At 56.9% G+C, this 10639-nt stretch carries 15 protein-coding genes; 4 read left to right on the top strand and 11 right to left on the bottom strand.

Annotation, left to right across the window (positions count from 1 at the left end; translation table 11 throughout):
- The first annotated feature begins 137 nt into the window (after nucleotides 1-137).
- Together F4U94_RS23210 and F4U94_RS23205 are read left to right on the top strand one after the other, a co-directional pair.
- On the top strand, nucleotides 138-1142 hold the full coding sequence (locus tag F4U94_RS23210) for a TonB-dependent receptor domain-containing protein (protein ID WP_282957483.1): 1005 nt from the start codon (nucleotides 138-140) through the stop codon (nucleotides 1140-1142).
- Nucleotides 1142-3184, top strand: a complete 2043-nt coding sequence (locus F4U94_RS23205) for an Atxe2 family lasso peptide isopeptidase (RefSeq protein ID WP_120249812.1) — start codon at nucleotides 1142-1144, stop codon at nucleotides 3182-3184. The genes F4U94_RS23210 and F4U94_RS23205 overlap by 1 nt, the downstream gene beginning before the upstream one ends.
- Here F4U94_RS23205 and F4U94_RS23200 read toward each other — a convergent pair.
- The 6 genes from F4U94_RS23200 to F4U94_RS23175 form a co-directional block, all read right to left on the bottom strand.
- Nucleotides 3157-4950, bottom strand: coding sequence for an asparagine synthase-related protein (locus F4U94_RS23200; protein ID WP_120249811.1), 1794 nt, complete (start codon nucleotides 4948-4950; stop codon nucleotides 3157-3159). The two genes, F4U94_RS23205 and F4U94_RS23200, sit on opposite strands and share 28 nt — an antisense overlap.
- A 1-nt stretch (nucleotide 4951) precedes the next feature.
- Complete coding sequence (locus F4U94_RS23195; protein ID WP_170271996.1) at nucleotides 4952-5611, bottom strand: lasso peptide biosynthesis B2 protein; 660 nt, start codon at nucleotides 5609-5611, stop codon at nucleotides 4952-4954.
- 65 nt (nucleotides 5612-5676) lie between these two features.
- On the bottom strand, nucleotides 5677-5808 hold the full coding sequence (locus tag F4U94_RS23190; RefSeq protein ID WP_232015888.1) for a benenodin family lasso peptide: 132 nt from the start codon (nucleotides 5806-5808) through the stop codon (nucleotides 5677-5679).
- A 179-nt stretch (nucleotides 5809-5987) separates the two neighbouring features.
- Nucleotides 5988-6611 carry a GntR family transcriptional regulator gene (locus F4U94_RS23185; RefSeq protein ID WP_120249808.1) on the bottom strand — a complete coding sequence of 208 codons (624 nt, stop codon included), beginning with the start codon at nucleotides 6609-6611 and terminating at the stop codon, nucleotides 5988-5990.
- Nucleotides 6612-6619: 8 nt separating this feature from the next.
- The gene (locus F4U94_RS23180) at nucleotides 6620-7039 is read right to left on the bottom strand and encodes a helix-turn-helix domain-containing protein (RefSeq protein WP_120249807.1); all 420 of its coding nucleotides are present in this window, start codon (nucleotides 7037-7039) and stop codon (nucleotides 6620-6622) included.
- A 115-nt stretch (nucleotides 7040-7154) separates the two neighbouring features.
- Nucleotides 7155-7565 (bottom strand): hypothetical protein, encoded by a 411-nt coding sequence (locus tag F4U94_RS23175; protein WP_120249806.1) that lies wholly within the window; start codon nucleotides 7563-7565, stop codon nucleotides 7155-7157.
- A 329-nt stretch (nucleotides 7566-7894) separates the two neighbouring features.
- Between F4U94_RS23175 and F4U94_RS23170 the strand changes: the two genes are divergently transcribed.
- Nucleotides 7895-8221, top strand: a complete 327-nt coding sequence (locus tag F4U94_RS23170) for a hypothetical protein (protein WP_145986198.1) — start codon at nucleotides 7895-7897, stop codon at nucleotides 8219-8221.
- Nucleotides 8222-8296: 75 nt separating this feature from the next.
- Here the strand turns inward: F4U94_RS23170 and F4U94_RS25225 are convergent, their stop codons facing one another.
- On the bottom strand, nucleotides 8297-8713 hold the full coding sequence (locus F4U94_RS25225; RefSeq protein WP_232015883.1) for an excalibur calcium-binding domain-containing protein: 417 nt from the start codon (nucleotides 8711-8713) through the stop codon (nucleotides 8297-8299).
- Between the two features lie 48 nt (nucleotides 8714-8761).
- Here F4U94_RS25225 and F4U94_RS23160 point away from each other — a divergent pair, with 48 nt between their 5' ends.
- The gene (locus F4U94_RS23160) at nucleotides 8762-9061 is read left to right on the top strand and encodes a hypothetical protein (RefSeq protein ID WP_145986197.1); all 300 of its coding nucleotides are present in this window, start codon (nucleotides 8762-8764) and stop codon (nucleotides 9059-9061) included.
- Nucleotides 9062-9179: 118 nt separating this feature from the next.
- Here F4U94_RS23160 and F4U94_RS23155 read toward each other — a convergent pair whose 3' ends face one another.
- The 4 genes from F4U94_RS23155 to F4U94_RS24875 form a co-directional block, all read right to left on the bottom strand.
- Nucleotides 9180-9449 (bottom strand): hypothetical protein, encoded by a 270-nt coding sequence (locus tag F4U94_RS23155; protein WP_232015881.1) that lies wholly within the window; start codon nucleotides 9447-9449, stop codon nucleotides 9180-9182.
- Between the two features lie 303 nt (nucleotides 9450-9752).
- A complete protein-coding gene (locus F4U94_RS24880; RefSeq protein ID WP_211363330.1) occupies nucleotides 9753-9908 on the bottom strand; it encodes a hypothetical protein in 156 nt (51 codons plus the stop codon).
- Nucleotides 9909-10006: 98 nt separating this feature from the next.
- A complete protein-coding gene (locus F4U94_RS23145) occupies nucleotides 10007-10219 on the bottom strand; it encodes a hypothetical protein (RefSeq protein WP_120249801.1) in 213 nt (70 codons plus the stop codon).
- A 101-nt stretch (nucleotides 10220-10320) separates the two neighbouring features.
- A partial coding sequence (locus tag F4U94_RS24875) for a hypothetical protein (protein ID WP_211363329.1) occupies nucleotides 10321-10639 on the bottom strand: 319 nt, incomplete at its 5' end.

The raw sequence follows: 10639 nt of genomic DNA, 5'->3' as shown, positions 1-10639 counted from the left end.
CCGCCCCAAAATCCAGAAAGGACAAATCACCCGCTTGACCCTGCTCGTCGCAGGCAGCACATCAACCACGCCCACCCGGGTCACTTCTCAATGAAAATCCCGGGTCACTTCTCAGTGCAACTCAACACTATGACCATCTGGGCGGGCTAGCCACACCAAAACTCGGCATTCTTTATCAGCCAATCGATGCGCTCACGATCAAGGGTAGCTGGGGCAGATCTTTCAAGGCGCCTACGCTTAGCCAGCGCAACACCGTTCAGCAGGGCTATACCCTCGCTTCTAGCGAATTCACGCCAAGTCCTGGGACAGCCGGCGCTGTCCTCGTTCTGGCTGGAGGCAGCCGAGACCTCGCTCCCGAGCGGGCAACGACGCTGACCCTTACTGCGGAATTTGCGCCGAAAGCAGTCGAAGGGCTCAGCCTGCAGGCAAGCTATTTCCATGTCCGCTACAAGAGTCGGGTCGTCAGCCCGATCGCCGACGACTATCAATCTTTCCGCAGCGAATATGCAGACCTCGTCCTGCTCAACCCCAGCCTGAGCGAAATTCTTGCAACGACCACCGATCTGCCACTCGGCGTCAGCAATCAGACCGAAGGCCCGTATGACCCGGCAGGCATTGTCGCAATCGTCTACAACCAGCTGCAAAATGCCGCCCGGCAGAAAATCCAGGGCGTTGACGCCAGGGTTTCCTATGGGCTCCGCAGCGGCGCCAATGCGTTCAGCCTCGAGACGAACGCCAGTTATCTCAAGAGCGACCAACGCTTGTCAGCGAGCCAGCCAAGCATCGAGAGGGCTGGCACAATTTTCAACCCACCGCATTGGCGCGCGCGAACGAGCGGAGGCTGGCAACGCGACAATTTCGGGCTGACAGCGAGCTACAATTATGTTGGCGGTACGACCGACGGAAGAACAACACAGGTCTATAAGGTCGGCAGTTTCCAATCGATCGACCTGAGCGCCAATCTCAAGTTCGACGAACCTGGGCTCCTCGGGGGCTGGTCGTTTCTTCTGTCAGCGCAGAATCTGTTCAACGAAATGCCCTCGCTCATCCGGACGTCTGGCGCAAACAGCCCCCCATATGACGCAACCAACTATTCCAGCGTCGGCCGCTTCGTCAGCCTCACGATTTCCAAGGCCTGGTAATGCTCCCGCTCCTTGCCCTAGCGCTGGCAGCAGCGGCGAGCAGTCCGACCTCTGCATTGGATTGCAAGACCGCGCTACAAATCAAAAGCCCAGGTCCAAGCCGCTCACTTTCGGCGAGCGATCTCATTGAAACGCTGAACATGGGATCGATCCCCGATCTTGATGCAGATCCCATGTTCTCAACCTCTCCCGATGGACGGTCCATTGCCGTCAGCGTCGCGAGAGCCAACATCGCCAGCAATGATTTTTGTTCGGGCATTTATGTCATCGAGCCCGGGAGCGGTCCGCACCTCGTGGACAGCGGCGCTGGCGCAGCCTTCTGGAGTTTTGACGACTATTACGGGATGACGGGGTTCCCGAGCGGCTTTCCCAAAGTCATCACGCCGCGCTGGTCGCCCGATGGCAAACGCCTGGTGTTCCTCAAATATGTTGCGGGCCGCCTCCAACTATGGAGTTGGGATGGGAGCAGGAGCAAAATGGCTGCGACATTCGACGATGATATCGTCGATTTCAGGTTCGACGACGATGGCCTATCGGTCATCACGAAACTGCGGGACGGCCGAAGCGCCGCCGATGCGCTCGATCAAGAGGGCTTGTCAGGATATCATTTTGATGACCGCTGGTTTCCTTATGGCAGAAGCCGGCCGTTTACGCGCGGGCCGGCTCATTACAGCTATGCAGCAATCAGTATCGCCACTGGTGGACACCGCCCTGCCACACCGACAGAGGCGCTGATCTTCTCAGCGTCCGGCGCTCCATCGCGACCACACCGAAAAGCGGCGACACTGGCAGTAGACGCCAACGGTGTCAGCCGTCTCGCCCTTACAGATGGGAGGGTGCAAATATTTTGTCCCGACAGCCGCTGCACGGATGTCGAGGGACAAGCATGGATAGCCGGCGACGCTATCCGTTTCGTCCGGCGGGAAGGGTGGGGCCGAAGCTTGACGGGAATTTATGAATGGCAACCTGACCGCAGGTCCGTCCGCAAAATCATGCAGACATCGGACCTGCTTTTGAACTGTGGTCCTCTTGGCCCGGACATTCTTTGTGCCCGAGAGAAGTCGGTAGCGCCGAGATATCTCGATCGGATTGATCCCAAAAGCGGGCGGTCGCGGGTCGCTTTCAATCCTAACCCCGAATTTAGCTCTCTCGCTCTTGGGCATGCTGAGCGGCTGCAATGGAAAAACGATCGCGATCTCGAATGCTATGGCGACCTCATTTATCCGCCCGATTACCGAACCGGGACGCGCTATCCATTGATCGTCGTCCAATATCAGAGCCGGGGATTTCTGCGCGGCGGTACTGGAGACGAATATCCTATCCAGTTGCTTGCCAAAGCTGGATATCTGGTTCTCTCGATCCAGCGGCCACCCGCGCCACTGGGCAATGAAAAGATTGACCCACATGAACGCGAGCGGCGCCAACTCGAGGGCTTCATGGAACGTCGCAGCATCCTGTCAGCCATCGAGACGAAGGTTCGACAGCTAATTAGCACCGGCCTCGTCGATCCAGCACGCATCGGCATCACGGGTCTGAGTGATGGCGTATCGACCGTGCAATTCGCTGCCCTTCACAGCACGCTTTTCAAGGCCGCGGCCATCAGCAGTTGCTGCTGGGAAGGATCGCAAACCTGGATCCTTGGGCCTGCTATCCAGACGGAATATGAAAAGCGAGGCTGGCCCGCCTCGCCTACCGACAATCCGGCTCTTTGGGAGGGCCTATCCTGGGCACGGAATGCGGATCGCATCCCCTTCCCCGTCCTTGCCCAGATGTCGGACGACGAATATCTTTCAGGACTCGAAGCCCTCACGGCCCTTCGCCGCGCCGGCAAGCCCGTGGATCTTTATGTCTTCTCGGACGAGCATCATGTGAAGCGACAACCTGCTCACAGGGCTGCGATCTATCGACGGGCTATCGACTGGTTCAACTTCTGGTTGCTCGACAAGCTGCCTGATAGCGGAGGTCAACCGGGCCAGGAGGCTGAGCGGTGGCAACAGATGCGAAAAATCTGGGTTCAGAGAGAGGCAAAACCGGGTGGATGATGACCCTGACCGTTCGGGATCGCTTGCCAATGCGTTATCCACGCCTCCATGTCGAGAAGCGCCATGAGGCGGACATAGTGACGATCTATAGCCGGACCACGTACAAGCACCTCATCCAAGGCTGATCGACTGATAAGCCGGTGCCGTACAAGTTCACCATCCATCAACCGCTCGCGTATTTCGTCGAGGCGCTGGTTGACCAGGTCTACCGCGAAGCTGCTCGGACTTCCTTTGCGCCGACGGTCGCGGATGAGTGGCGGGAGCAGGTCGGCGTAGGCCCGACGCGCTATGGCTCGATTTCTCCCGCCCTCTATCATCTTCCATGTGGGGATGGCTAAAGCCAATTCGACAATTGGTTGCGACATAAGCGGATCGACCATGGGCAGACCGAAGCCACGCAGATAGCCTTCGACATGGTTTTGAACGCGCAGGAGAAGCGCGATATGGCCCAATTTTCCAGGACGCGTAAGTGGCGCCTGCTCAATCCAATCATGCTGTGGCGGGTCTGCTCGCACCGCGTCAGCGGCGTCAACCTCCATCAAATCAATGTCGAGATGCCATTGATAGGGCCGGCGCATAGTGCGAGCGGCTTTGACGATTTGGCGACACACCTCCCATCGAGAAACCTGGGTTACCCTCCCGATATCGCCTATCGACCGAGCGGTTTCACGGTGGACACCTCTGGCTTTCCATGCGTCAAAAAATGGCCGGACAGAACTGCTGTTGTAAAAGACGTTATCCCCGCCATTTCCGGTAAAGACAGCGTCTGCGCCAGCCTCGCCAACCGCGCGTAACAAGGCCGAATGATAGGCGAGTTCGTGAACGAACCCGATCGGCTTTGGAAAATGTTCAGCCACTGATCTGGACAGATCCACATCTGCCAGCTCATATGTTGCTTCGATGAGGTTCATGCCCGACGCCTGCGCCATCACGCGGGCATAGTCCCGCTCATCGCCATCACGGCTCAGGGTCGAAATCGTTACGCTGCTTGCACGCTCGCTCATTCTGGAAAGCGCCGCCGCCACGATCGAAGAATCCAACCCTCCTGATAATGTGAGGATGGGGGCCCGCGAGGTAGATGCCCAGGATGCAACGCAATGATCGACTGTACGGCGCAGCCGCTCGGCAACTTCCTGGCTGTCCCAGAAAAGCGGCTCGGAAACAAAATCCCAAGGGTTCCAGAACTGCCGCGCCAGTGCGTCCCCCTCGCCCAGTTGTACCGCCGTACCCGGAAGCAATTCTGCCACGCCGTCAAATGCCGTCCTGGCCTGTGGCAGGTCCTTGACGGCCAGATAGCGTGGCATCTCCGCCCAATTAATCGACGGTCGGACCAGACCTGCTTCGACCAGAAGCATGATGTCTGACGAGATTGCCCACCCTCCTGGCAGCATCGTGAAATAGCACGGCAGCGCGCCCCCCGGAGAGCGCGCGACGACCATCCTATTCTCAAGCGCCAGCACGGCAACATAGCCGCCCCAATAGCGCTCACCCAAAATCGCGATTGGATCACCTTGGCTCATATCATCGGGAAAGAGCCTGTCGCTCGGCAAGATCCGCGCGGCGGGACCATGGCGCGGGAACACCGGGCCGATCACCACGCCTCGGTCGGCCGGGAGCGTGAGCGATTGCGCGGCACAGGCGGTTAAAAGCGCGCTGCTTTTTCCAAGCAGAACGCTTTGGAACCCGGTGGTCGCGAGAAATTCGGGAGAGAGACGCTCGAGCGGCGCACCGCTGTGATCAATGATTGCGAGGTAGCGTTCGAGCATCTCAGATCGCCAGGATCGGCTCAAACGCCGAAATGTTCTCGAGGCGGTCGTTCAAGACCGTATCACCTGTCTGCACCCAACAATGGGCGGAAAAGGGCGATGCGCTGACCCCCAGGACCAGCTTGGCGGGCAACCGGGCCGACAAAGCCATGTCCATGAAGGCGATCGAATTGGTCAAACAGTGGTTATTGCGCGGACGCAGCGGCGCCGAGGCCGCAAAGGCGCCCACAATTGGTCCCCATTGGGCCAAATCGGAGTAATCCCCACTGGCGGCCCCAAGTCTGTGCGAACGATCGGCAATTCCAGATATGATACTGTCAAAGCGAAGGAACCGCAGGCTCAGCATCGCCTTGAACTGGGCAAGAATGAACAACAACGTCCTGCTATTCAGGACCTGACTGCACTCAGCCAAGAACTCCCGGCCGGCTGGCTCGATCAAAGCCTGCTGGCTAAATGGCTCCCCCTCACCTGCGCTCACGAGAATATGGCCGCGCAGCAAGGGCTCGATACCGTCACCATTTTCCTTGTCTCCCAGATATCTCTGGAAAGCTGCATCCCATTCAGGGCGGAGGCCGAAATAGCGATCAGCCGCAACGTCCAGAAAGATCGTTTTTCCGCCTGTGATGCAGAAGGCCAGCCCGTCCCTCACCTTGTACCGCATGGTCAGCCCCTCCTTCGAAGACATGACTAAGGCGCGCGCCCCCGAAAGGACGCGCGCCTCATCGATCAGTCGTCAGCGATCCCCATCTGGTTCAGCTGACCACCGGTGAGGTCAAGGACGCCACGGATGGCGCCCTGGGTTTCGACGGAAGCGGCACCCAGATCGACGATATCTTCGTCATGTTCGATATTGGACATGTTCTTCTCCATCACTGCGCCGCAGGAATTTGCGGCAACGCTGATGGTATGAAAGGACAGGCATATATCCGACCATATATGCTCTCATTTTAGGAGCATATATGCTTGCTCTCACGGTCGAATCAAATAACACCGCGAGCACCCGATCACAAATCTAGGATTTTGAGGCTTTTCAGGACTTACGTCATTCGTGTCGCCGCTAAAGAAATTTGGTCAGCGCGTAACAAACGTCGGCGGTGATACTGCCACATCGCGACCCGCGTTGCGTTTCTGTTTCCCGAACGGGTTACATTCCATAGCGTCGCGAGTTCCTCACCTTGCCTTCCGATAGGTCCTTCGTTCAACCGGAGGATAGCGAGTCGCTCGCCCGCCTGTACGATCGCATCTAGATGTTCGGGATTAGGCGAGCAGGACGCCATTAGCGAAAAAAATTCCGCAGTGGCATAGGCCAAGGCCAGGCCGTGCGCCGACCTATTGACGACGAAACCGGGCGGCGAACCCAATTCTTCCAATCGAACCATCACCTTCACGATCGTCCGGACAAGGTCGGCATGGTAGCTGTAGAGATGGTAAACGTTACGCTTGGTTATTTCGGGCAAAGCAAACCCACCGCCGCCCTGCGTTTCAACGAGACGCTCGCCCACCAGTCGGTTAAGCGCGTCGCGCACAGGGGATGTGCTCGTCCCAAATTCGTCGGCGAGTGACTGGACCGTCAACGGTAAGCCGGGCGTGAATTTTCCGGCCATGATCAGCTTTTTGATCTCGCGGTGGATGCGATCAGCGGTGAAAGCCTCGGGCGACATGACCTGTCCTAACCTGCCGAGCCGGCACTGCCCGGCCCTTTGTGTCCATTACCGGGCTGAAGGAATGTCTTGAGGCTGAGATTAGAGATGAAATCCACGCATAGCGTTTCCAGCTTTTGCATGTCATCGAGAAAGAAGTGGCGCGGGAAGTGCATGTTATGCTCCAGAAACAGCATTGGAATGATGAGGTGCGCTGAAGAGAGCCCAAGGGCATGAGCGCATGCGATATGATCATCGACCCGGGCCTTCGGGTTGCCCGACTCGATTTCACGAAGCCACCGCACGCCGATCCCGACATCGGCGGCGAGTTGCTTTTGCGTAATGCGATGGCGTTTTCGCCGCTCTTCAATCCGGCGACCGGAGATCGACTTGACCTCGGCCAGTATCGACGCCTCCTCTTCGAGGACGCCGCCTTGAGATGAGATCACCAGGGCCTCCCTGATCGCGTCTCAAAGCTCCCATGCACATTCCGACTCGGCCAAAGTCGTGTGAAATGTGCTGCCGGTCAAATTTTTTGACTCCCAATTTGAGAGTGCGACCGATTTATTCACCTTCCTGTTGCGTGATATAGCGGGAGATCTGCCGCGCGGCCTTTATTAGGGACCCCGGGAATGGTGTTACACCATCCACAGGAGATTGAACCAAAATGAGGTCTATGCTCGCACGGGCGGGAATTCTGCTGGGGGAGCGCGTGGTGAGCGCGGCGCGGCTTGCGGGCGGAGATTTGAGCTCGGTGTCACGCCTTACCCTTGCTGACGGTTGGTCGGTGATCGCCAAGCGCGGCCGCTGGTGGAAGAGGAAGCCACCATGCTGACGGCTATCCGTGCTGCGCAGGTTGCGGTCGCGGCAGTATTGGTTGTCGAGAAGGGCCTGTTGCTTCTTGAGGATTTGCCCGTGTCGGGTCGGATACCACGCTCTTGGGGACATTTGGCCGAGGTTCTCGATCACCGTCATCGCCCCAGTCGGCAGCAAATGAGTTGGGATAAGGACTATGGTTTCGGGCCGGTCGCTATCCCCTATCGACGGCGGCCTTGTACGATGCCTGCGGCCTTGCACAGGGATGGCAGGAGCGGCAGCCGGTCTACCGGCTCTGGCCACTACTGGTCGTTTGCAGGCCGACCCCTTAATGGCTCAAAACTGGAAGGGCGGCTGTCTTTCAAACCGGTTCGAAATCGGTCTGCTGAATGGCGATCAAGGGTGATCGGAGACGGTCGGCTTCAGGCGAAAATATACGGAACCTCGTCAGTGGATGGTACGCGAAACGCGAATTGCGGAGCTATCATATGAAATTTCGGCCACAAGATAGGCAGGACCGTTCACACCCTATAGACGAATATAGCGTTCCTGATGATGAGGAGATGTTCGCATATCTTGATCTTCCGGTCCAATATCCGTTCTCGCCGTTTCCAAAAATCGTAATATATTTTGAAAATGGAGATGAGCCGCAGAGCTTGATAGAGGCGCTTTACGATCTTCGGGATCGGCTGCGTAAAGATTTTCACTCCGCAAAGGAGCATCGATCAAGCGAGGCATCAACAGCGGCCGAAAATTTCATAAACATTTCGCGCATAATTCAGCTTCGTAAAATTATCGGCAGTAAAGGATCGTAATCCAGCACCGTCAGCTTCGCGGAGGTAATCGAGTGCGAGCGAACGGCAACAAATGGTCGTTTGCGGCTAGGCAGCTTACTGGCCGTGGTACGGTTCACAAGCGATCCCATCACGATCGCCATCCATATGCGCGCCATAACCGGGCTGGCCGCGATAGATCGGTGCAGCACCCACAGCGCGAGCAGCAGCGCAATTTCGATAAGACCACGTTGACGCGGTAGCAGCCATGGGAGCCTGCTTCTGAACAGGTGCAAATGCAGCGGCTGCGGGCTGTTGCCCGTCTAGTTCTGCTGCCGACATCAGGGCATCCCGCTTGATCGTATTGCGTGGCGTCCAGCCTTGCGCGGCTGTTTTAGCCTTTACTTGATCAGATGGCTCACGAAACACAAAGCCTCCCGCCAATCCAGCGGCAATGGCTCCAGCGAAGATCAAGATAGGTTGGCGCATATCGCTGACATTAATCTGGGTCAGTAAAGGAATGGCAAACAGCACAGAAGAAGCCAGCGATGATTTTCTCCGTAATTACAGATGGAGTATTCCATGACCCAATACGCAAATCCTGACCTGACCCAGCGTGAGATTGTAGAAAACAACATCCTAGCCATCGAAACCATGCCCGAGCAGGTCGATGAAACCGCAGCAGCCGCAACGGCTCATCTCGACGGCCCGGTCGATTTCCCGACCGCGCAGTTCATCGGCCAGCATGTGAGTATGCAGAACGGCGCCAAGTTCCAGCTTAACAGCGAACTGACCCGCTTGAAGAACATCATCGCGACATGGGATGGTACACCGCTGGCACCGCCGGGAACGCCAACGCTAACCCTGACCCCAATGTCATAAGAGTTAGCCGCGAATTTGGTTTCCCGGCTTTCCCATGACTTGCAGCTATATTCATGAATGAAAAAAAGGCTCCCCGCTGAAAACGGAGAGCCTAGTTGTTCGCTACGGGGTCGTGCGATTACTTTTCGCCGTTGTCTTTCACGCCAACAGTGGGGACTTCGACGGTTTCAGTCTTCGTGCCGACTACGACTTCTTTGCTGTCGAGATCGACCTTGGGCATTTCACCGCCTTTCACGCTGACATCAGGCAGCGCACCTTCCTTAACATCGGCGCTCCAAAAGCCAGTGGCGAACAAAACGCCAGCAATGACTATGGCTGCCAACGCAACCCATACCCAGACGCTCGTGCCGCTCTTCCGACCCGTCTGATCGTACCGTGTATCAACCATGACCATCCTCCCAAAATTGTACGTTCATAATTTCCAAAATGTGACTTTGTTCCGCTTGAGAAACACTCTCAAAAAGCTGAACTCGCCTGCTATCTCGTAGAGGCATTACCCAAATCAGGCACACGCCTTTTCAGGGATAGGATCCGCTACCGCGTCCGTCGCTTGCAGCGCGATCGCATAGAACTCTGCTAATCTCAGATGGGCTTCCCGAATATGTGGCATCTGGGCTTCTTTGGCCAAACGGCGATTTCTAGCCATATTTGCTTCGTAGTAGGCACGATCAAATTGGTTCTGCACAGAGCCTCACTTTTCTTCGATGCCGGGAATACGCTGCAACGCAGCAAATGGATCAGGGACAGGCAAAGCATCCGCGTTAGAGCGGGTGCCGAGCGGGTCGAATGGATCGCTTGACCCAATCAGTCGCCATTTCAAGGTCTTGCTTAAATAGTCAGTAACCAACCTGTGTGAGGTGCCTACCCCATGAAACTACTCTCTCGCGCCCTCAACGGGGCTTCTAAGCGCGCAAAGGCGCGCTCGGATATTAGAGGAGCAACGATTTAATCGGGTTTACCCGACAGGATCAACCGTGCCGAACGTAGATAATGCGCAAGTTCGATATCATTGTCCATGAGTCGATCGGCGATATCCTTCATGTCGACTGCGTCGGAATCAGGCCGAAACGGTCCCTCTGGTTGCTGCTCGATCACAGCTATGCTGAGGCACAGAGCTTTCTTCACGAGGTGAAGGTCGCGATCGATGATCTGAACCATAGCTAGGTCTCCATAACTATCCGCCCGCTACCATGCGCCGATGTGGCAATCAGGGCTACGGCGGGCGCGATTATTTTAGAGCCCGCAGCGCCGACCGCCTCCTACCGGATCTGCAACGTAAATGCCGTCTCGATCCGTCGATATGCTCGGGCAATCTCACTATCTTCCGAAGCGGACATGAGCGCGATTGCAGTCGTATAGAGACGGGTAATCGATACGGCGGATCCGCTATCGCCCGACGCTGCCAGATGTTCGATCATTCTCGCAGCGGCGTGGGCCAAATCGGGTGACGCGGTCGCGTCCGTCAATGTGGTGTAAAATCGGGTGTGGCCACTGGGCTGCATTTTCAGGCGGCCTTGGGTGTAATCTGTAGCGGCTGTGCCTCCTCGATCATTGGTGTGGCAAGGGCGGCCATGCCCT

It is taken from the genome of Sphingobium limneticum (assembly GCF_008710155.1).
In the GTDB taxonomy this organism is placed as follows: Bacteria; Pseudomonadota; Alphaproteobacteria; order Sphingomonadales; family Sphingomonadaceae; genus Sphingobium; species Sphingobium limneticum.
The sequence above is the reverse complement of the archived record's forward strand: the minus strand, read 5'-3'. Positions and strand labels throughout refer to the sequence as shown.

Excerpts from the sequence above, each read along its gene's own strand:
- F4U94_RS23205 (WP_120249812.1), top strand. The coding sequence starts at position 1,142 with ATGCTCCCGCTCCTTGCCCTAGCGCTGGCAGCAGCGGCGAGCAGTCCG.
- F4U94_RS23200 (WP_120249811.1), bottom strand. The coding sequence starts at position 4,950 with ATGCTCGAACGCTACCTCGCAATCATTGATCACAGCGGTGCGCCGCTC.
- F4U94_RS23195 (WP_170271996.1), bottom strand. The coding sequence starts at position 5,611 with ATGCGGTACAAGGTGAGGGACGGGCTGGCCTTCTGCATCACAGGCGGA.
- F4U94_RS23190 (WP_232015888.1), bottom strand. The coding sequence starts at position 5,808 with ATGTCCAATATCGAACATGACGAAGATATCGTCGATCTGGGTGCCGCT.
- F4U94_RS23185 (WP_120249808.1), bottom strand. The coding sequence starts at position 6,611 with ATGTCGCCCGAGGCTTTCACCGCTGATCGCATCCACCGCGAGATCAAA.
- F4U94_RS23175 (WP_120249806.1), bottom strand. The coding sequence starts at position 7,565 with ATGACGGTGATCGAGAACCTCGGCCAAATGTCCCCAAGAGCGTGGTAT.
- F4U94_RS23170 (WP_145986198.1), top strand. The coding sequence starts at position 7,895 with ATGAAATTTCGGCCACAAGATAGGCAGGACCGTTCACACCCTATAGAC.
- F4U94_RS23160 (WP_145986197.1), top strand. The coding sequence starts at position 8,762 with ATGACCCAATACGCAAATCCTGACCTGACCCAGCGTGAGATTGTAGAA.
- F4U94_RS23155 (WP_232015881.1), bottom strand. The coding sequence starts at position 9,449 with ATGGTTGATACACGGTACGATCAGACGGGTCGGAAGAGCGGCACGAGC.
- F4U94_RS23145 (WP_120249801.1), bottom strand. The coding sequence starts at position 10,219 with ATGGTTCAGATCATCGATCGCGACCTTCACCTCGTGAAGAAAGCTCTG.